General features: G+C 51.2%; 19 protein-coding genes. 5 read left to right on the forward strand and 14 right to left on the reverse strand.

What is annotated here, in order from left to right; translation table 11 throughout:
• Window positions 1-207 precede the first annotated feature (207 nt).
• The 5 genes from WFK81_RS27490 to WFK81_RS27510 all read right to left on the reverse strand — a co-directional run bounded on the left by WFK81_RS27490 (window position 208) and on the right by WFK81_RS27510 (window position 5486).
• Window positions 208-1242 (reverse strand): FecCD family ABC transporter permease, encoded by a 1035-nt coding sequence (locus WFK81_RS27490; RefSeq protein WP_336790233.1) that lies wholly within the window; start codon window positions 1240-1242, stop codon window positions 208-210.
• A 3-nt stretch (window positions 1243-1245) separates the two neighbouring features.
• A complete protein-coding gene (locus tag WFK81_RS27495; protein WP_336790235.1) occupies window positions 1246-2328 on the reverse strand; it encodes a FecCD family ABC transporter permease in 1083 nt (360 codons plus the stop codon).
• 95 nt (window positions 2329-2423) lie between these two features.
• Window positions 2424-3422 (reverse strand): ABC transporter substrate-binding protein, encoded by a 999-nt coding sequence (locus WFK81_RS27500; protein ID WP_336790237.1) that lies wholly within the window; start codon window positions 3420-3422, stop codon window positions 2424-2426.
• Window positions 3423-3648: 226 nt separating this feature from the next.
• Entirely contained in the window at window positions 3649-4521 is an 873-nt protein-coding gene (locus WFK81_RS27505) for a carbohydrate ABC transporter permease (RefSeq protein WP_127496595.1), read from the reverse strand.
• Window positions 4522-4538: 17 nt separating this feature from the next.
• On the reverse strand, window positions 4539-5486 hold the full coding sequence (locus WFK81_RS27510) for an ABC transporter permease (protein ID WP_336790239.1): 948 nt from the start codon (window positions 5484-5486) through the stop codon (window positions 4539-4541).
• Between the two features lie 156 nt (window positions 5487-5642).
• On the opposite strand from WFK81_RS27510, the gene WFK81_RS27515 reads away from it, so the two are divergent.
• The 3 genes from WFK81_RS27515 (at window position 5643) to WFK81_RS27525 (ending at window position 10861) form a co-directional block, all read left to right on the forward strand.
• Window positions 5643-7391, forward strand: a complete 1749-nt coding sequence (locus tag WFK81_RS27515; RefSeq protein WP_336790241.1) for a sensor histidine kinase — start codon at window positions 5643-5645, stop codon at window positions 7389-7391.
• 37 nt (window positions 7392-7428) lie between these two features.
• On the forward strand, window positions 7429-9036 hold the full coding sequence (locus tag WFK81_RS27520; protein WP_336790243.1) for a response regulator transcription factor: 1608 nt from the start codon (window positions 7429-7431) through the stop codon (window positions 9034-9036).
• Window positions 9037-9154: 118 nt separating this feature from the next.
• Window positions 9155-10861: an extracellular solute-binding protein gene (locus tag WFK81_RS27525; RefSeq protein WP_336790245.1), complete on the forward strand. Its 1707-nt coding sequence runs from the start codon at window positions 9155-9157 to the stop codon at window positions 10859-10861.
• 156 nt (window positions 10862-11017) lie between these two features.
• Here the strand turns inward: WFK81_RS27525 and WFK81_RS27530 are convergent, their stop codons facing one another.
• From WFK81_RS27530 to WFK81_RS27545, 4 genes are all read right to left on the reverse strand, one after another.
• Window positions 11018-12013 (reverse strand): glycoside hydrolase family 43 protein, encoded by a 996-nt coding sequence (locus WFK81_RS27530; protein WP_336790247.1) that lies wholly within the window; start codon window positions 12011-12013, stop codon window positions 11018-11020.
• Window positions 12014-12043: 30 nt separating this feature from the next.
• Window positions 12044-12886 carry a carbohydrate ABC transporter permease gene (locus tag WFK81_RS27535; protein WP_336790249.1) on the reverse strand — a complete coding sequence of 281 codons (843 nt, stop codon included), beginning with the start codon at window positions 12884-12886 and terminating at the stop codon, window positions 12044-12046.
• Between the two features lie 2 nt (window positions 12887-12888).
• Entirely contained in the window at window positions 12889-13773 is an 885-nt protein-coding gene (locus WFK81_RS27540) for a carbohydrate ABC transporter permease (protein WP_336790251.1), read from the reverse strand.
• Window positions 13774-13894: 121 nt separating this feature from the next.
• Window positions 13895-15175: an ABC transporter substrate-binding protein gene (locus tag WFK81_RS27545; RefSeq protein ID WP_442956103.1), complete on the reverse strand. Its 1281-nt coding sequence runs from the start codon at window positions 15173-15175 to the stop codon at window positions 13895-13897.
• 149 nt (window positions 15176-15324) lie between these two features.
• Here WFK81_RS27545 and WFK81_RS27550 point away from each other — a divergent pair, with 149 nt between their 5' ends.
• Window positions 15325-16389: a GntR family transcriptional regulator gene (locus tag WFK81_RS27550; protein WP_336790253.1), complete on the forward strand. Its 1065-nt coding sequence runs from the start codon at window positions 15325-15327 to the stop codon at window positions 16387-16389.
• Between the two features lie 720 nt (window positions 16390-17109).
• Here the strand turns inward: WFK81_RS27550 and WFK81_RS27555 are convergent.
• The 3 genes from WFK81_RS27555 to WFK81_RS27565 form a co-directional block, all read right to left on the reverse strand.
• Entirely contained in the window at window positions 17110-17940 is an 831-nt protein-coding gene (locus WFK81_RS27555; RefSeq protein WP_336790255.1) for a sugar phosphate isomerase/epimerase family protein, read from the reverse strand.
• A gap of 118 nt (window positions 17941-18058) precedes the next feature.
• Window positions 18059-18220, reverse strand: a complete 162-nt coding sequence (locus WFK81_RS27560) for an S-layer homology domain-containing protein (RefSeq protein ID WP_336790273.1) — start codon at window positions 18218-18220, stop codon at window positions 18059-18061.
• 27 nt (window positions 18221-18247) lie between these two features.
• Window positions 18248-18532, reverse strand: a complete 285-nt coding sequence (locus WFK81_RS27565) for a hypothetical protein (protein ID WP_336790257.1) — start codon at window positions 18530-18532, stop codon at window positions 18248-18250.
• Window positions 18533-18693: 161 nt separating this feature from the next.
• On the opposite strand from WFK81_RS27565, the gene WFK81_RS27570 reads away from it, so the two are divergent.
• Complete coding sequence (locus tag WFK81_RS27570; RefSeq protein WP_336790259.1) at window positions 18694-19311, forward strand: DUF975 family protein; 618 nt, start codon at window positions 18694-18696, stop codon at window positions 19309-19311.
• Between the two features lie 50 nt (window positions 19312-19361).
• Here the strand turns inward: WFK81_RS27570 and WFK81_RS27575 are convergent, their stop codons facing one another.
• Window positions 19362-20522, reverse strand: coding sequence for a hypothetical protein (locus tag WFK81_RS27575; protein ID WP_336790261.1), 1161 nt, complete (start codon window positions 20520-20522; stop codon window positions 19362-19364).
• A 94-nt stretch (window positions 20523-20616) separates the two neighbouring features.
• Window positions 20617-21159, reverse strand: a complete 543-nt coding sequence (locus WFK81_RS27580; protein ID WP_336790263.1) for a sigma-70 family RNA polymerase sigma factor — start codon at window positions 21157-21159, stop codon at window positions 20617-20619.
• Window positions 21160-21491 lie beyond the last annotated feature (332 nt).

The following is a 21491-nucleotide window of genomic DNA, read 5'->3' on the forward strand; positions in this document are numbered from 1 at the left end:
ATTCTAACGAAACGTAGACACGCTATTTCCGCGAAAATGCCTCGCAAGGCAGCGTAAACAGGTAAATAACGATACCAGGTTTCGTTAGATTTCATAAAACGCCGAAATCGGCAAAATAAGAATATGACGTTTCGTTAGCTTACTCTTATAAAAATAGGGCAGTTCCGATAGCCGTTGGCGTATCGGAGCTGCCCTATTTCGGTCTTCTTATCCTTTTGTCCGGAACATCAAGTAAAGGAAGTATGGAGCTCCAACAACCGCAACGACAATACCTGTCGGGATCTCCGAAGGCTGCAGAATCCATCTGCCAAGCGTATCGGCTACAAGGACTAGCAGTCCTCCGGCAAGCGCCGTTGCGGGAAGCAGGATCTGATAGCGCTGCCCGACCAGTCTTCTGGCCAAATGCGGCGCAATGAGCCCAACAAAGCCGATGCTGCCGCTTACGGCAACGCAGGAGCTGGCCAGACCAACGGCAGCGGCCAGAAGCCACACCTGCTGCTTGGCAACGGCTGTACCAAGACCCGTCGCGAGCGGTACGCCAAGGTTAAGAACATTTATCGTTTGCGACTTGAAATAGACGAAAGTCAGCAGCACAACGATAAACGGCAAAAGGGCTGTCACGTAGTTCCAATCCTTGCTCCAGATGCTGCCCGCAATCCAGGTCGATACGAATTGATACTGCTCTTCATTAATCCGCAAGGAGACCAGGATCGTCACCGCCGAGAAACCCGAGCTGATCGCTACGCCGTTCAGGACGAGCCGATTCGAGGACAGTCCTTTATGCTTGCGGTACGAGAGAGTAAAAACAAGCAATGCGGCAACTCCGCCTCCCAGCCAAGCGAGAATCGGAAGCAAATACGCCGGCGCTGAAGCCGGTGTGGAATAAAACGCCACATAAAGCAGAATAACCATGCCTGCACCGGAATTAATCCCGATAATGCCGGGATCAGCCAGCGCATTTCGGGTCAAAGCCTGAAGAACGGCGCCGGATACGGCGAGCCCCATCCCAATCAAAATGGAAATGATAATACGGGGCAGCCGGAAATCAAACAGCACTAGATGCTGCTGGGCGGTCCCGTAGCCAAAGAGCGTTTTGACCACGTCAAGAGGCGACATCCGGATAACCCCGGTGTTCATGCTAATTAGAAAAGCTGCAATAAGACCGATTATCATAACGGTGATAACAAGAGTATTGCGCCGTTTGCTGCGTACTTCGGTTAAGGAGATCGTTGTTCCTTTCATCGCTTACAGCTCCCTCCTTTCCTTGTTGGCAAGGTACAGGAAGAATGGAACGCCAATCAGCGCAATCATTGTGCCGATTGGCGTCTCGAAAGGGGGACGGACCATTCTTGCCGCCAAATCCGCAAGTACAACAAGCAATGCGCCAAGCACGGCCGAAGTCGGAATAATCCACTTATAATCCACGCCTACAAGCTTGCGGGCGACATGCGGTACCAGAAGGCCGATAAAGGATACCGCCCCTGCGACGGATACAGCCGAGCCCGCCAGCATGATCACGATAATAACGCCTGCCAGCTTTACAGGTCCCGTCCGCAGACCAAGACCTTTGGATACTTCTTCGCCTAAACTAAGCATCGTAATGGACCGGGACAGCACCATCGCTGCGATAAGCGCTGCGCCTACCCATGGAAACATCATTTTCAGCTGCTCCCAGCGGATACCGGCAACCCCTCCGGCATACCAGAAGGCAAGCTCCTGACCGATGCGGAAGTACAGCGCAACCCCTTCGCTTAATGCGGTTAACAAGGCGGATAACGTTACGCCCGCAAGTACCATCCGCATTGGCGTCAGCCCTCCGCGTACGGACGCCCCTAAAGCAACAACGATAATGGTGCTGACTGCCGCGCCTAAGAAAGAGAATAGAATAATATAGGAATAAGAAATACCCGGAGCAAGAGCAAAGCATAAAGCAAGAGCAAAGCCTGCGCCGGAGTTAAGGCCAAGGAGACCCGAGTCCGCAAGCGGGTTGCGCGTCATGCCTTGCATAATCGCACCCGCAACCGCAAAAGCGCTGCCTACCAGCATACAGCCCAGCACCCTTGGCAAGCGAAGCTCCCGAATAACCTGATGCCCCTTTATATCCGGATTAAAATGGAAGATCGCCTCCCATACCGTCAGAAATTTGATGTCCATAACGCCAAAAGAAACCGACAGTACTAACGCAAGCACCAAGGCAACAAGACCGCCGAGAATGATAAGAATCGCGGTAAGCGGCCGGGAATAAAGCCGTTCAACCGCCTCCGGGCCTGTTAAGGCAGGCTCGGATTCCTCCAATTGAGAGTTATGTAGATGAGAGTTATCTGCCATATTGTCTTTTCCCCACTCCGCCAAAACTTAAAAATGATTGGAATTGGAAAAAAGGGAGCCACGGCTCCCTCCAATCCATACTCTTTATTATTTCATTATTTCGCAATGTCTTTCAATACATTGTCGATCATTTGGGAGCTTGCTACCGGCCCATAGTACAACCAGCTGGAAGTTCCTTCGTATTCATACACATGGCCGTTCTTAACAGCCGGAATGGATTGCCAGATCGGATCTTTCAACGCTTCGGAACCAGTCGCTTTGTCGCTGTTGATCAGAATCAGATGGTCAGCGTCCAGATCGGCAAGCTTTTCAAGGGAGATTTCATTCCAGCTCCCTGTTCCGGATGCGGAGATTTCTTTCACGACATTCGGAACTTTCAGACCAAGGTCGTTATAAAGGACCGCGCCGCTCGAAAGTTTATCGCTAACCACGTAGAATTTGTTTGCCACAAGCCAAATTGCCGCTACGGATTGATCCGGAATAGCTGCCTGCAGCTTCGCTTTCGCATCTGCCGCTTTTGCCTCGTAATCGTCAAGCACCTTTTGAGCCTGATCTTTCTTCTGCAGAACTTCGCCGATCTTCAGAAGCGCTTTGCGCCAGTCGTTGTTCACTTCGTCCCCAAGTACAAAGGTTGGCGCGATCTTCGCGTATTGATCGTATTTGCCGCCATCAACCGTGCTGTTAGCGCCAAGGATCAGCAGATCCGGTGTGAAGCTTGTTACCGCTTCGTATGGGAGATCGTAAGAAATGGTCGGAATATCCTTCAAGCCGGACTGGAGGTAATCCTGAATACCGTTTGGCACGCTCCATTGGGCAACCGGCTTCACGCCGAGAGCAACCAGATAGTCTTCCAGGTAGGAAGCAATAATTCTTTGCGGATTAGCCGGAATCGTAACTTCATGGCCAAGGCCGTCCGTCAGCTTTTGCTCCGTTGCTGCTGCAGCCGTTTCCGTTGCCGCAGGCGATGCGCTTTCCGTTGCCACGTTATTCGTATTGCCGTTATTTTCTTTATTCCCTCCGCATGCCGCAAGCACAAGCGAAAGAGACATTACGCTCAGAAGTACAATAACTAGTTTCTTCCCTTTACCGAACACAAATACGTCCCCCTATAAGCTGTTACGCTGTAATCTCGTTAATTGACTAAAGTGATGATAACAATTCTCATTATCAAAGTCAATCCTTAATTATAGGAAGCAGCATCCATAAACGCTGATATTCCTAAGAACCATGCATTGGTACGCAAAAAAACCTCTGCTCGCAACCGCTCGAGATGAGCGGCCGCAAGCAGAGGCAGATTTTGTTTCTGCATGAAATTCGGGACTATTCCTTCACGGCGCCAATAACGACGCCTTTCACGAAGAAGCGCTGGAGGAACGGATAGACGATCAGAATCGGCAAAGCGCCGATAAAGATCTGCGAAGCGCGGAGCGTCCGCTGCGACATATTCGCGATAGCCGCTGCGTCAAATGAAGTCATGTCCGACTGCACGATAAGCGTCTGCATAAAGCTCGCGAGCGGAAGCTTGGCCGCGTCCTTCATGTAGATCAAGCCGTCGAAGTACGCGTTCCAGTGGCCAACCATGGTGAACAAGCCTACCGTCGCAAGCGAAGGCAGCGAGATCGGCAGGTAGATGGAGAAGAAGCTCCGAAGATGGCCCGAGCCGTCCATAAACGCCGCTTCCTCCAGCTCCTTGGGCACCGTGCGGAAAAAGTTCAAGAGCAGGATCATGTTGTAGGCCGCCACGAGACCGGGCAGGATAAGCGCCATGAGGTTATTGATCAGATGCAGCTTCAGGATAAGGATATAGCTTGGAATGAGGCCGCCGCTGAACAGCATCGTAATGACGAAGTACCACAGGTACATGTTTCTCGCGCGGAATACCCTGGTGTCCTTGGACAGCGCATAAGCCGCAATCGCGTTTACGAACAGGCCAAGCGCCGTGCCGAGCAAGGTACGCTCGATGGCTACCCACAGCGCGGTAAGAAAGTTCTTATTGTCGAACGTCTTGGCATACGCCTCGAACGTAAAGCCTTTCGGCCAGAATGTAACCAGGCCACCGTTCGCGGCGGCGCTGGAGCTTAAGGACACCATGAGCAAATGGAACATGGGCAGCAGGCAAAGAATCCCGATGACGAGCAGAATGACGTTATTAAACGCGCTGAATACGCGGTAGGGTATCGTTTTGTGATACATGGTTCCCCTCCCCTTTCCTAGAAAATCCGGTAACCGGCGAATTTGTACGCAATCCGGTACGAGATCACGATCAGAATCAGGCTGATGACCGACTTGAACAGACCAACCGCCGTTGCGAAGCTGAACTGGCCGCTTAACAGGCCTTCACGGTAGACAAACGTATCGATGATGTCGCCCTGCTGGTAAATCATCGGGCTGTACAGGTTGAACACCTGGTCGAAGTTGGCGTTTAATACGTTGCCCATGGCCAGCGTTGCGACTACGATCAGCATCGGCAGGAGCGACGGAAGCGTAATGTGCATCGTTTGCTTCCAGCGGGTCGCCCCGTCTACCTCCGCCGCCTCATACAAGGCCGGATTAATTCCCGAGAGCGCAGCCAGGAAGACAATCGTGTTGAAGCCGAATTCCTTCCAGACGTCGCTTACGACAATGGTTATCCGGAACCAGCTCCCGTCCCCGAGAAAGAAGATCGGCTGCATGCCAAATGCGCTTGTCAGGAACTGATTGACGATACCGGTCTGGCCAAGCACGTCGATCAGGATGCCGGACAGCGTAACCCAGGACAGGAAGTGAGGCAGATACACCAGCGTCTGGACGGAGCGCTTCAGTCCCATATTGCGGACTTCGTTGAGCAGAAGCGCGAAGACGAACGGGATGATGAGGTTCAGGACGATTTTTGAACTGGCGAACAGCAACGTATTCCCGATAATTTTCACAAAATAATCGTTGGAGAACATGTAATCGAAATGCTTGAATCCCACCCATGGCGAATGAAGGAAGCCAAGCCGGGCCTTGTAATCCTGGAAGGCCATCACGATGCCCGACATCGGGATATAAGAGAAGACAAACGACAGCAGAACGGCCGGCAGCACCATGAAGTGGAGAATCCATGGCTGCTTGTAGCGTTGTCTTTTGCCGGCTTTCGGCAGTGTCGATAATTCGAGACTTTTTGTTGTATTTTCCATGGCACTCTCTCCTATCTATTTTTTAAAAATAGTTAACTGTATAATGGAGCAAATCCTTGCTTAGCTATCGTAGCAATCAAGCGCATCGTCCCACTATAGGACATTGTTAGGATCGATAGGGTTTTGTTAGGCATATCTCCGGGGGGAACGGAATCTATGAACAAAACGAGACAGCCATTGCAAATCAGCCTGTTCGTCAAATACTTGGGACTCATTATCCTGCTTTTTATACCAATCGGTATTTTATTCGCTTATTCCAATAATGTCGCCACCGGCGTCATCGGCAAGGAGATCCGCAACTCGAACATCAAGCAGCTCAGCTTCCTGTCCAGCCAGATTGAATCCCGGATTAACCAGACGATGGATTTCGTGTTTACCTTTTCGAAGGATCCCAACGTGCAGAAGTACAACGGGCTTAACATCTGGGACGATAACTACGACTGGATGCAGACGAGATATATGGTCTTGGAGAAAATGGCGCTTCAGTCCGGCGTCGTCAACATCTGGCCGGTCGAGTTCACGGTGTATTCGCAGCTGCACAAGGAAGCGCTCTCAAATTCCAGCACAAGCGTTGCGTACGACGAGAATTATCTAAAGCGCCATATATCGAAGAACTGGACCTATAGCGAAGGCGCGACGGGGACGGAAGGAATGGCATTCCGCTGGTATTACGCCGACTCGCTTGGCCAGCAGAAGCTTACGGGAAGCAATCTGGTCGTCGGAGCCAGCTTTGGCGCCTCGAACATCCAGAATATGCTGGATACGTACAAGGAAGGCGGACAAGGCGATCCCCTCTTCTACGCCCCGGGCCAGAAGCCGATTCTGAACAGAAGCGCCTCCCCGGAGCTTGCGGAGGAGCTGACTCGTTACTTGGACGGCCAGAAGCTGGAGGATTCGATGCAGAAGACGATCAAGCTGAACGGGCAAAGCTATCTCGTCAGCCTGGTGAAGTCACCGCAGCTGGAGTGGTATCTCGTTGATCCGGTGCCTCTTGACCAAATTCTCGGCCCGATCTCGTTCAGCCGGAATCTGTTTTACCTGTCCATGGCACTCTTGCTCGTAATCGGAGCTTTCTTCTCGATCGTGCTCTACCGCGACGTACAGCGCCCGATCCTGAAGCTCATCCGCGGACTCAAGAAGGTTCAGCTTGGCGATTTCTCGGCTCGTATCCACGCCAAGGCGAACAGCGAATTTACCTTCCTGTTCTATCGGTTCAACGATATGTCGGCGCAGATCGAGACGTTGATCGACAACGTGCTGAAGGAGCGGCTGATCGCGCAGGAAGCAACGATGAAGCAGCTGCAGGCGCAGATCAATCCCCATTTTTTATACAACTGTCTGGGATACATGATTAACATGGCGCAGATGAAGGACGAAGAGGCCGTCGTCAAGATGGGCTACAGCCTTAGCTCGTATTATCGTTACATCACCCGGATGGAGAAGCCGGTATCCAGCCTTCAGGACGAGATTCAGCTTATCGTCAACTACCTGGATATTCAAAAAATGCGAAACGGCCGGATCCATTATTCCATCGACATTCCGGAAGAGATGCGGGGACAGCAGGTTCCGAGACTTATGCTTCAGCCCCTGGTGGAGAACGCCGTTATTCACGGGGTAAGCAAATCCTATTCCTCCGGGGAGATTCGCATCACCGGACGGATCGACGGCGGCTTCTGGCGAATCTTCGTCGATGACGACGGACCCGGCCTGGATGGAGAAAAGCTGGAGCTGATGAATCAAAAAATGAGGGGCCCCATGCAGGAGGATATGGGGTATGGGCTTTGGAACACCAATCAGCGGATTATCCATTGCTTTGGTCCCCGCTCCTCCCTGTCCTTCTCTTCTTCCGAGCTTGGAGGCTTCCGGACCGAGATCGTATGGGAGATTCCGAAGGAAGCTTCATAATCCCAATTACGCTGCACACATACAAGGAGGCTCTTCCATGCAATTGTTAATCGTAGACGACGAAGCCCACTGGGTTGAGAACCTGTCCATGCATAAGCCGTGGCATACGCTTGGGATCGAGCAGGTCCACCGCGCCTATTCCGCCCGCGAAGCGCTGCAAATCATCGGCACGAATCCGATCGATATCGTGATTTCGGACGTGCTTATGCCGGAAATGACCGGGATCGAGCTCATTGAACGGATTCGGGAGCAGGACAAGCGAATCAAGTGCATTATCCTGTCCGGCCATGCCGACTTCGAATACGCCAAGGAAGCGCTTCGGCACCATGCCGTAGACTATTTACTGAAGCCGCCGACCAACGAGGAGCTGCTTGGCGCCGCGCAAACCGCGATCGATCAGCTTAAGGCGGAATGGGAAAGCATCAGTTCCCAAGAACGAACGCAGTTTGCCCTGCGGGAGAACCTCCCGCTCCTTAGAGGGCAGCTGCTTCTCGGAGCCTTCCGGGGAGAAAGGATGCCTGAGGAAGAATGGACGCGTAAGCTGGATATGTACGGCTTGCCGTTCCGGAGCGGGAGCTGCGCGCTGGCGCTCGTGCGTCTGGAGGAGGAGTTCGGTCAATATCGGGACAACGGGCAGCATCTTGTGGAATACGCCATTATGAATATTGCCGAAGAGATTCTTCAGGAGTTTATGGGTGTGTGGAGCGTCAAGGAGGAACACGGATACTTGGCCTTTCTGCTGCAAGCCAAGGAGCATCCGGCGGTAGATCGGCCCGACATCCTGCTCGAGAAGCTCGCCATGCAGATACAGGCCAAGGTGAAGCAGTTCCTGAAGGGTGCCGTTTCCATCGTGGTGACCGATACGTTCCTCTTCCCCGAAGAGCTGCCGGAGCAATACCGGCAGGCCGTCTCCTACTTCCGGCAAATCGTCGGGGATGAACAGGAGTTTGTCATGAAGGTGGACGGTACGAGGAAAGCGGCGGCTTTCGGCGCGCTAGACGTTATTCACGGTCATCCCGGGCTCCTCAACCTCGCGGAAGCCGGCCGCTGGGATGCGGCAGAGGACAAGCTTGCCGCGGCGTTCGACGAGCTGGAGGACAAAGGCTCCGAGTCGTGGGAGCACTGCCTCGAGATGGGCTATACGATCAGCTCCGCCTTCATGCATCTTGCCCATCGCAGCGGCCATACCTTGGCCGACTTGATTGGGCCGGATATGGAGCTGCTGCAAAGCGGTGAGGCCTTCGCCTCGATCGGCAAGCTGAGGAAATGGTCGCTTAACGCTCTGGCGAAGCTGCGGGAAGGAACGGCTCATGAAGCAAAGAACGCCCGTTCCTTGTATGTGCAGAAGATCAGGGATTACGTGGACAAGCATCTCCATCTCGATGTTTCGCTGCGTGCGCTGGCGGATTACGTCAACCTGCACCCTACTCACCTGTCGAAGATCTATAAGCTGGAGACCGGAGAAGGAATCAGCGACTACGTAGCCTCCGTTCGGATGGAACGCGCCTGTCACCTGCTGAAGGCGACCGATAAGAAGATCTACGAAATCAGCGCCGACATCGGCTATCTGGATCCCGCTTACTTCATCAAGGTGTTCAAGCGGCAGTTCGATGTGACTCCGCAGGAATATCGGGATGGACGTTGATTTTGCGTGAGCAGCCTAAGAGAATCCTACGAAAACTAATATCGCCATATAGATGCCGTCCCCGAACTCTTGATAGAGTTACACATGAAGACACCAAACAACGTTGGGGGATAGATAAATGAGCAAACTCAAGAGAAATTGGCTCGTACCTGCTGCCGTGTCGCTCGTCGTTCTGGCCGGCTGCTCGAATAATAACGGCGGAAACAACGCAAGTCCTTCCGCTAATGCCGGAGCAAGCCCTTCCGCTACGGCATCCGCAGAGCAATCCGCTGCCGACAAGGCCTTTGCCGCGGGCAAATATGACCCGCCGATCGAGATCAGCACCATTCTTATGCCGAAGAAGTATAGAGAGGGCGAAACCAAGGAAAACAACGTTCACACCCGCTTTATGGAGGAGAAGCTTGGCATTAAGCTGAGCAAGGATACCTGGTTCCCGGCGGGCAGCGACCAATACAAGCAGCAGCTCCAGCTTGCCCTGACTTCCGGAGAGAAGCTGCCCGACTTCATTATGGTGCCGACCGATCCGGTCCTGACCAACCAGCTGATCGATTCCGGCGAATTTATGCCAATCGACGAGCTGTTCGACAAGTACGCCAACCAAACCTGGAAAGACCACGCGGCTAAGCATCCGGAGCTGTGGTACCCGTTCACCAAGGACGGCAAAAAGTGGAACCTTCCTATTATGGAATACACCGATAACGACGATACCGTGCTATGGCTGCGCGAGGACTGGATGGAGAAGCTGAATCTGCAGGCTCCGAAAACCATCGCGGATCTCGAGAACATTCTGGATAAGTTCAAGAACGAGAACCCGGACGGCCTGGCTGCAAAGGATGTTTATCCGCTCGCCGTCTCGCTTAAGAACAACACGAATACATGGATGGGCGGCCTGGATTGGCTGTTCGGCGCTTACGGCACGATTGAAGAGCAATGGAACAAGGATGCTAACGGCAACCTGGAATACGGCTCCGTAAATCCGGGCGCCAAACAAGCGCTCGCGAAAATGCAGGAATGGATGCAAAAAGGCTACATTCATCCGGACGCTGCCCTGTGGGATGAAGGCAAGTCCGCCGAAATCTGGACCAAAGGCAACGCAGGCGTCTTGCCTGGCGCGAACTGGGTTCCGGACTGGCCGGCTCCCGACCTTCTCAAGAACGTAAAAGGCGCCAAATACAAAGCTTATCCGGTTCCTGCTGGACCAGACGGCAAGATCGGCACGAAATGGCAAAACTCCGGCGTTAACAGCAGCTTTATGATCAACAAAAACGCCGAGCACCCGGAAGCCATCATCCTTTACTACAACTACTTGCTGGATAATCTCGCGAACCCGGCCGTTGGCAGCGAATATGAGTACGGCTTCGCCAAAGGCTACGACTGGGATGTCGTCGACGGACAACCAACAAGCGACCAGTCGAAAATCAAGGATTTCAACAACGACTTCCAGTTCATCACTGGCCCTGCCCGTATTCCGGACTTGTACATGAAGACGCTGGTGAAGCTGGCGGACGGCAATAAGCCGGAAACGCCTTACGAGAAACAGCTGTTCGAATTCCGCAAGCCGGAGAATTGGTACGCCGCGAAGGTCGTTATGTCGCAGATCGACGTCCGCAAACAGAACTACTTCACCGGCGCGGCTACGCCAACGATGATCTCCAAATGGAACCTCCTCCGCCAGTCCGAGCTGGAGACGTTCAACAAGATCATTTACAACAAGCTTCCGATTGACGCGTTTGATACCTTCGTCTCCAGCTGGAAATCCAACGGCGGCGATCAAATCACGCAGGAAGTTAACGACTGGTTCAAGTCGGTATCGCAATCGAAATAGCGTTCCTGATAGGATAGGCATACCCCTCCGTTATGCTGTAAGAAATCCAGTGTAGCTTGATAAAGGGAAAATCAATTTAAACGTCAAATGGCTGTCCCAAAAGTCTTCTTCATTGACTTTTGGAACAGCCATTTGGTTTTGTTTAAATCCCCTTGTCTATAACGCCGCTTCCTCGCCACGTCCTGCCATTGCCGCAACGGATGCCCGGAAATCCGGTCTTCCGTCTTCGGTCCACTTCAGCTCCGCGACAAAGGTATGACGGTTCGGGTCGTACAATGGATCGCCAATAATCTCTTTGTACGTTCTGGCATGGAAGACAAACAGCGCGGTTGTACCGTCCTCTGCTACCGTAAAGTTATTATGGCCGGGTCCATACAGGCCAAGCTGCTCATCGGTTGTCAGCACCGGTACTGGCGATTTGTCCCAGGATGCCGCATCAAGCAAATCCGCATCGGCGGAAGCTTCCAAAATTCCCATGCAATAGTTGAAGTCCGTTGCGCTTGCGGAGTAGGACAGGAAGACGCGGTCTCCTTTACGGATAAAGGCTGGCCCCTCATTCACCTTAAAGCCGATTCTTTCCCAGTCCAGGTCCGGAATAGAAATCATCGTTTGCTTGCCGGCAAGCGTCCATGGATTGCTCATTTTCGAAATGTAAAGATTGGAGTTCCCTTCAATAGAGGAGTCCTTCTGCGCCCATACGTAATAAAGTTCGCCATTATGCTCGAAGGTTGTACCGTCAAGCGAGAAGCTCTCCCAAGCCGTGCGGACCTGCCCCTTCTCCTCCCACTCGCCTTCGAGCGGATTGGCGCTTGCGCATTCAAGGACAAACATCCGGTGATCGAACAGGCCATCCTTTGTATCCGTGGTATGCGCCGCCGCGAAATAGACGTACCATTTGCCATCGATAAAATACAGCTCCGGCGCCCAAATATTCGCGCTTAACCGTCCAGTCTCATGCTTTCTCCAAACAACGGCCGGCACCGCCTCCGCAAGTCCTTGAATCGTATCTGCCTTGCGGATTTCAATGCGGTCATACTCGGGGACCGAAGCGACAAAGTAATAGCAGCCATCCGTATGTCTATAAATGAAAGGGTCTGCTCTTTGTTCAATAAGTGGTTTAACTCCGTTAATTTCCGATTGGTGGACTCCCATCCTGTCACCTGCTTCTATTAATATTGGTCATTAACCCTTAACGCCACCCACGGTTAAGCCGGAGACGAAATAGCGCTGGAAGAAAATAAAGACGATCATAATCGGCACAATCGCCAGCACGGAGCCGGCAATAAGAATGTCGTAATTGTTGCCGTAAGGCGTCACGAGACTGGACAAACCGATTGGCAGCGTCAGCTTCTCGCCCGCGTTCAGCACGATAAGCGGCCATACGAAGCTGTTCCAGCTGGCAAGCGCCTGCACGATAATCATCGCGCCAAAGGCAGGAGTCATAAGCGGCACGAAGATTTTGAAGAAAATGCCGTATTCCGAGCACCCGTCGATTCTGCCCGCATCCATGAAATCCTTCGGCAGCCCCGCCGCATATTGGCGGAAGAAGAAGATCGGCAGAGGCGATACCACAAACGGCAGGATGACGCCGCTAAACGTATTAATCAGGTTCATCGCGATCATCTGCTTGTACAGCGGCAGCATGATAATCTCTACCGGCACCATCATAACGAGCAGGACGAACAGGAACACGATATTGCGGCCTCTGAACCGGTACATCGCAAGGCCGTAACCAACCATGGAGGAGAGCAGCATGCAGAATACGGTGTAGACAACCGTAATCACCAGGCTGTTTTTATACCAGATCAGGTATTTCTCCGCTCCGCTTGAGAAGATAAACGAATAGTTATGGAACGATAGCAATTCCGGCTGAAGCCTGATATTCAGGCCAAAGCGCAGCAGTTCCTTGGACGGCTTGAATGACGCAAGCAGCAGGCTGTAGAACGGAAAGACCGACAAAGCTGCAAACAGAACAAATACAAGCAGCAAAAGCCAGGTTTGAGGACGATTCCATTTGGCGCTCATGTTCAATCCTCCTTCTTAAACAAGCCGAATAAGCGAAGCTGCACGACATTAAGAATCATGGTGAGCAGCAGCAGAATCATGCCGATTGCGGAGCCGAGACCAAGATTGTTTTTCTCGATGCCGTTGCGGTATAACAGGCCAATCATCGTCAGACCGATGTCGTTAGGCGAATGGTTGCCGCTCCACAGGATGAAGCTTTCCGTAAACATCGAGTAGCCGCCGTAAATGCTGATGGTAATGACATAGATCGCGATTGGCTTGAGCAGCGGCAGCGTAATCCGCCAGAATTTGTTCCAGGTGTTCGCGCCGTCAATGCTTGCGGATTCATAGAGCTCGCTTGGAATCGACTGCAACGCCGACATGAAATAGACGATATTAATGCCTGCGTAACGCCACGTGGCGAGAATAACGAGAACGAGCATGCCGGTTGCGCTGCTGCCCAGCCAGTTAATCGTCTCCATGCCAAAAACATGGCGGATTGTATTCATCACGGAATTATCCAAGGATCCGAATACGAGACGGAAGACGATCCCCGCTACCACGACCGATGTAAGAGCCGGCAGAAACAGCGTAGAGCGGAAAAAGGCGCTAAATTTCATAAACTTGGAGTTCAGAAAGACGGCAAGGACAAGCGGCAGCGGAATAAGAACAAGAATCGTCCAGAACGTGTATTTCGAGCTGTTCCAAAGCGCGGTATAAAAGGAATCATCCCATAGATTCCTGTAGTTTTCTAAGCCGATGAAATGCGTCTGGCCGGGAAGCACTTCCTGAAAGCTCATGATAAAGGTCGATAAGACCGGATAGACGAAAAAGATCGCAAGCGAAAGCACAAACGGCAGCACAAAAACATAAGGGGCGACTCGCTGATTGTATAGTATCTTTTTCATATGGACGCTCACTCGCTCCTTCCTGATCAGGTTCACTTCGCCGAAGGACTAGGCAAGCAGCCCTCCAGCGAAGCGGTATTGCTAACTAAATAATGATGCCAGGTTAGGAAAAACGCGGTTTCTATTTAATGCTCGCAGCTGCATCGTCCAGCACCTGCTTCGGATCCTTCAGGTCGTTCAGCGCCTGGAACATTGCTTTTGTCTTAATCACGTCGGATACGGCAGGCGTTTTCTCTTTGATGTTTGTAGGAGCGATTTCGTCCTTCAGGCTGCTGAGGAAGGTGAAAATATCTTTGCCGAAGTAGTCGGTATATTTGTTCGATTCGTTCATAGCCGGATCCGTCCATGCATCCGTACGGATCGGGTCAAAGCCAAGCTGCTTCCAGATCTCGATTGTGCCTTCTTTGGATACTTTTGCGTACTCCAGGAATTTCTTCACGAGCTCTTGGTTTTTGGATTGGTTCGTGATAACGGTACCCGTACCGCCCATGCCGGAGGAACGCATTTCGCCTTGTTTGAAGACAGGCATTGGCTTGATGACGATTTTGCCTTTCAGGTCAGGCATGTAGTCCGTGAAGCGGCCCATGTACCACATCGGCATCCAGACCGAAGCTGCGCCGCCGCCGTTCATAAAGCCGTAGTACTCTTCCGAGTGGTGGAAGCCGCCTGGCGCGACAACGGCTACTTTTTCTTTTACGAGCTTCTGCAGATAAGTCAGCACTTCCACATTCGCCGGATCGTTAAGCGTTACGTTGCCGTCTTTATCAAGGAAGTCCGATCCATGTTCGACAACCAAAGGCCAGAACGACCATTGGTCGGTGGTTTCAACCGTACCCATCGGTTTGCCTGTTTTCTCCAGCACTTGCTTGCCTGCGGCTTCGTAATCATCCCAAGTGATGATTTTGTCAGGGTCTACGCCGGCTTGATCAAGAATTTCTTTATTGTAGTAAATGACCTGCGCACCTACGTGATAGTCGATGCCGTAGTAATTGCCGTCCTTCGCATAATTGTCGAGACGGGACATAACCAGATTGTCTTTATTCGGTTCCACGATGTCGTTAAGCGGAACAAGCTGCGGTTCGCCCTTGAGGAAGTTGCCGATTTTGCTGATCTCGATGTCGGCCATGTCTGGCGCGCCTTTGCCGGATTGCAGCGCAACCTGCAGTTTGTTGTGGTTATCGTCGTACGGGAATGTGGTGGCTACCAGCTTAATCTTTTCGTCCGGATGCGCTTCATTCCATTTGTCTGCCATGCTTTCGAAAAATTTCTGATGAAGCTCATTAAAAGTCCAAAAGACAACCTTGGTTGCTTTGCCCGAGGAACCCCCGGAACTGCTGCAAGCGGATAAGACCAACATGAGTGCCAATGCCAAGGTTGCTGTTAACGTAATCCCTTTTTTCATTTGACGTTTCCCCCTCACATATTGGTTAAGCTTTTTGTTACCTGAGCCATTGTAAGCGCTTCACAATTAGATTATAATAGGCGTAAAGTATTATTTATATATCCAATTGGTTATAAAAACATATTTATTTATTGAGAGTAGGTGCCTTCATGAAAAAGACAGCTCTGTACAAGCAAATCCAGATTGAGATTAGAAAACGAATTGCTTCCGGACAGCTCCGCCCGCTGGATCGCATTCCTTCCGAGCAGGAATTAATGGATGAATTCAAGGTCAGCAAGATTACCGTTAAGAATGCATTGACGGAGTTAGCGGATGAAGGACTCGTCACGCGTATTCAGGGCAAAGGAACGTTTGTTGCCGCCGACTTGAAGCCTGTCGAAGTGAAGGTGCCTGCTCCAGGGCCCGAGCCCGTCCTAGTCCCTCTTGTCGGCTTCATTATTCCTACGATGAAAACAACCGTTATCCAGAAGCTTGTTGACTATATAGAGCTCTATTTGAAGGAAGCCGGCTTCCAGATGGTCTTGAGCATTACCCGTGAGCAGGCGGCAGAGGAATCCAGGGCGATTACCGATTTGGTCGATGCCGGCGTTCAGGGGCTTATTGTGTTTCCGACCGAGGATGAGAAATATAACGAGTCCCTTCTAAGGCTGTCTCTCGATAAATTTCCCTTTGTGTTTATTGACCGTTTCCTGCGCAATATCGAGACGTATACCATTACTTCGGATAATGATGGCGGTGCCTACCGGACGGTGACGCATTTGTTATCCAAGGGGCATCGGCATATCGCTCTTATCTCACCGGAAAATTCGAATACCGCCATTGAAGACCGGACGACGGGCTTCGAGAAAGCCTATATCGATCAAGGCGAATCCATCGACAAAAGCCTCTGGTGCCATGTACCGCTCGAAGTGCTGCGCAGCGAGGGGGCTCTGGATTACGTAACGGACTTCCTGAAGTCGCATCCAACCATCACCGCCGCCTTCACGCTAACCGAGGAGATCGCCGGATTGACCTGGCAGGCGCTCCAGCTGGTAGAGCGCCGGACGGAGGTCGAGTTATTCTCCTTCGACAATCCGGACATCACTAATGTCCCTTACGTCCAGCAGGACGAGCAAGAGCTCGCCCGCTCCGCGGTTATGCTGTTGCAGGACCAAATCGGGCAAACCTACGATCCGCGGCATATTGTTGTGCCGGTACAGCTGGTGTTTCCGTGAGGCGTGTAGGTGGCGCTGGCCGGCGGGCCCGTGCAGGAGGTAATCTTGCCCGTTTCGGGCCGATTACTAGCTGCAGTAGCGGGCTTAACGATGTACGACATCGTTAAGGGGCTGGTAGAGTTACTTTTTCGAGGGTTTAACGATGCGGCGTATCGTTAAGGAGGCTGATTTTGCCCGTTTCGAGCCGATTATTGACGTTTGTGGCTGGCTTAACGATGTCCGACATCGTTAAGAGGCGGGTAGAGTTATTTTTTCGAGAGCTTAACGATGCGGCGCATCGTTAAGGATGGAATGGTCTAGATGGAAAGTTGCTAGTTTTCGTGCAGAGGAGCTCTATTGGCGGGCTGTCGGCAACAAACTGCAGAAGTACAGGTAAATGTGATCCACCATGAAGCCGCGCACCATCGTCATGCAAAAGTACAGGTCATTCGCTCGTTGCAGCACTTAAAAGCCCTTTTCACGAGATTAACCTGCGCTTTTGCAGCAGAATGAGCTAGTTTAGTGGTTAACCGCCGAATATCCTGCACTTTTGCATGAAGTTGAGATAGAGAGTGGCTGCAGCTAGGCAATAAGGAGTTGCTTACGTCACTGAGTCCAATTGATAAGTTACTTTTTGGGGCGATAGAGTCATTTCGGAGGAGATGAGTATGCCACGCGTTATTGCGGCCGAGGTCAGCCCAATAGAGAAAAGCTCTCCCTACAGGGGAGAGCCTTTCTCTATTAGATATTAGCAAACACCTTATCAAACCCGGCTTTGGAGCGCTCAAGCGCTTCCTCGACCGAGCTGACGATGTCGCCCGGCGCAAGAATTTCTTGCGCAACCGCGCCGGTGTAGCCGATCTTCTTCAAGCTGCGCAGGAAACCAGGCAGATCAATAACCCCTTCGCCCGGATACAGGCGGTCATTGTCCAACACTTGCTCGACCGGAATGTCTTTCGCATCGTTAATATGAACATGAACAATTTGCTCAGGGGACAGCTTTTCGATATCCTCCGTGCCCAGCCCGTTAGTATACCAATGGTACGCATCCAGCAGCAGGCCAACGTTCGAAGCACCGATTGCATCGGCGAAAGCCAGCGTGTCTTCCATGGAATAGATAAACGGATACTTCCAAGCCGTACGCAAATGATGCGGTCCAACAAACTCAAGCCCCAGCTTAACGCCGTAATTATTTAATATATTTGCAGATTCTCTAAGACGGCGTACCGCCTGAATGGTGAAAATCCCAGGAGACAAGTCCGTAGCCGGCAAAATATACGTGCAGCTTGCCGTACAGCCCAGCTGTGCTGCGGCTTTCGCCTGCTCCTCCAGCTGAGGCAGCCCGTCCCGGAACGCCTCATCCGTCGTGCGCCATTCGACCGGAAAGCCGCATGAGCCTATCGAAACCCCATTCGCCTCGAGCAATTCCCGTGCGCCGAGTAAGCCATATGTATGAATAAAATTCGCAGTATCCAGATCTACCGATTGAAATCCGTACCGCGCCGCCTGCTCAATAAAAGCTTTGTCATCACCGATTGGTCCAAGTCCTGCCCGCGTTAATCCCTTCAGCATCTGATCAGCTCCATCCAAATGAAAATAGGTACTAGTATCATTATACAAGAGCTCTTTCCCCGTCACTATTATAAAAAGGCGCCATAGATTCAGTGAAATGGCGCCTTTTTATTCTGTTTTACTGCAGCGGTCTGTCGAACAGACGGGCTAGCCTTAAAGTCGCTTCGGCACGGGCAACTTCCTTATCCGGAGCAGAGTTTCCGTTGCCGGTGCCATTCAGCAAACCGAAAGCAAAAGCCTTGTTAACCGCCTCAAGCGCCCAGCCTATGATTGCGTTAATGTCGTTATATTGGTGTGTTTTCCCCGTCTAGGATAATGTCGCGTACAAAAGCAATGTCCCTATGCTTCCCACCCATAACATAGGCACGCAGTTTGTTAAAATAGCAGCCCTCTTGTAGCGCCGATGAAGAGTCCATGCAACAATCGAGCAGGCGATCATAAAGAGCGGATATACGCCAATGCCCAGAACAAACAAAATGTTTAATGCCGTAAAGCCGCCGTCAAAGGACATAAAAGACATCCCAAACGTAAACAGCCACGGAATCAGGAACAGCAAATAAATAATCTGGCTAATAACGAGAAACTTCTTCACTGGTTATCCCCCTAAATTCTATATGAGCTTAATAGTTCGCTGTTCGGAAAAAATATCCTTTTGCTTATTTTCAGGAATGTTCGCTCCGTTCCCCCCGTATATTTAGATGGCTATCCATCTTCAAGTGCAGCTTCTTCGAAAATTCTTTTTGGGAGGTACATATGAACGCATCGTACTCGGAACTGCGGGCCAGAGCGAGAGAAAGCCTGAGAGGCAATTGGGGAAAAGCGATCGGCGGCTTTCTGCTGGCCATATTAATGGTGGCGGTTATTGGTCTGATCAACTATTTAATCCCGGTACTCGGCAATGTGATCAGCATCCTGATCAGCGGCGCCATCTCACTTGGACTCATCAGCTTCTATCTGGGCATTGCCAGGAAAGAAAATCCGCCTGTATCGGAAGTCTTTAGCGGCTTCGCCCACTTTATTAAAGCGTTCTGCCTGTACTTTATGATCGGACTATTCACTCTTCTATGGACGCTTCTGTTTATCATTCCGGGGATTATTGCGTCGTTCCGCTACTCGCAAGCGTATTTTATTTTGCGGGATAATCCGGATATCGGCGTTATGGATGCCATTAACGAAAGCAAACAAATTATGAAGGGCAATAAATGGCGCTACTTCGTGCTGCAGCTGACCTTTATCGGCTGGGCGATCCTGGCCGCGATTCCTTTTGGCCTGGGTTTTCTATGGCTGTGTCCATACATCAGCGTTACGCAGGCTCACTTCTATGATGAAGTGACCGGCAGAAATTCGCCTCCAGCCCCTGATTCGTTCTAATTGGTTGCCAACAAGAAAGAGGCAGCGGGATTCCGCTGCCTCTTTCTTGTTTAATCGGAAAAATCACTTTGCCGCAAATAAAACACCCATGGCCCCCGAAGGACAACATCAGGTCGGTTGATATGCAACGTTAGGTGCTTACTCCCCGGTTCTATCGTACATTCCAAGTATTCCACTTCGCCCGTTTTCTCCTTAAGCTTCGCCATGCCGCTCTCCTCGGCGCCAATCATGTAAAGCGAGGAAGGCGCCTGTTCGTCATAGTGAAAATCCGTGTAAACCCTAAGCGTCGTTGGAGAAGTTTTTTCCACGTGAGTAATCGTAACCGGATACCCCGCAATTTCAAAGGTTTGGTTTAGGTTTTCCGTGGTTTCGGCCGGCACTTTCACCTTGACCTCCTCTTGGTATTCGACGTTGATTTCCGGAATCGTAAGGGTATAGGTTTCATCCGGCGTGCGGCCAAGCGGAAAATACAGCTCGCTTTGAGGACTGCTCAAGCCTTGCACCGTGGTGATCCCCAGCTTTTTACCCGCTTTATTCACTACATGCAGCTTGAGACTTTCATCATGCATGTTGACGCCATGGATCCCGTAATCGATGATGCGGAAATCCTGCCTTGGCGGGGTAATAATTGACACCCTTGCATTTCCCTCTACCTTATCGGTAATAGCCGTGATGGACAGCCCATTTGCTGTAGAGGTTGGACCCAGCTCGGAATAGCTGTCGAAGGATTCCGCCTTCGTTAAATGAATAGGTACTTCTATCGGAGCATCTTCCCCTATCATTAGCTTGATATCTCCCTGTACATCCAGTTCTCCTTTATGCCAGAAAGAGGACGTCCAGAAGGTTCCGCCCCAAGAAGCCATAGAGGTATCCATCTTAATAGCTTCACCCTGTGCACTAACAAGAGTAACGTCCTTCAATCTGGTTGTATTTTGCCCGGTCATCGTGATATAGGTCATTTCATGGTCGGACATGATGCCTTTAATAATAATCGTCCCCTCTTGCCCAACCTTTATGGTAATCGGCTTGCTCAGAATATAACGTTCTTGCGGGGACTTCTCTTCTTTCACCATTCCCGTTCCGGGTATAAACTGCAAAGCGTTTTGAATAGCCGCCCATACCTTCGTATGGTTAACTAATGCCGCTGATAATAGAAGGACAATAATTACAGCAGCAATAGAAGTCCAGCCCCGCATTAATCGCATTGTCATTCTCCGCTCTCTTCCTGCTAGCTCTATACCAAGCTGTCTCCTATGACGAAGCTTCTCAGAAGGGATGGGGATGGACTGCATTTGCTGTTTTATTTTATCGGAGCCCGTATCCATTATCTCCATCCTCCTCCACGCGTTTCCTTAGCTTTTTTAGCGCCCGATACAGCAAGGTCTTACCCGTGCCTAGCGGGATATCCAATACTTCCGTAACTTCCCGAATCGTAAGATCATAATAAAATCTTAAAATAACGACACTCTTCTCCTCTGGCTCCAGCGCCTCCACCAGTTCCTTTAACGTAATCGACAACGTAAAATCTTCCTCATCGCTGACGGTTATAGACTCCAAATACTCCGGCTTCCATTGAATTTGTCTCTTCCGTTTGCGCAGCAGATCGATCGAACAGCTTATCGCAATCTTAATTAGCCAGGTTTTGAAATAAGCAGGCTCTTTCAGCTTGCGTATCCCCTTGAACGACCGGTACGCCGTCTCCTGAATGACATCCAAGGCATCCTCTTCGTTCCCCACATGCACGTAAGCCGTCCTATACAAATCCTCTTCAAACTGCTGAAAAAGCTCCAGATACGCGGACTCGTCGCCACGCTGCGCCTTTCTCACCAGATTAATAATGCCCCTCACCTACTTTGCTTTAACCTCTCTCTTATATAGATTAGACGCATGAACGTTTCGTTTGGCTTTAGCAAATGTAAAAAACTCGAGCGTGCTAACCCGGCCCTCCCGTCCGGCCGCCATGCGGCAAACTCTAACGAAACTGTAACACGCTATTTCAGCCAAATAGCGGTTTTGGGAACTCTAACGAAACTACATATCGTTACTCCCTCTATAAGTGCCTCTTTTTACTCAAAATCGGCCAAATAGCGTTACCACGTTTCGTTAGATTAGGAATTGTGTTGTTTTGGGCCAAATAAGCATACGTAGTTTCGTTAGCGGAGAGTGTGCGGGGAACGCGG

It is taken from the genome of Paenibacillus sp. MMO-177 (assembly GCF_037147795.1).
GTDB lineage: Bacteria > Bacillota > Bacilli > Paenibacillales > Paenibacillaceae > Pristimantibacillus.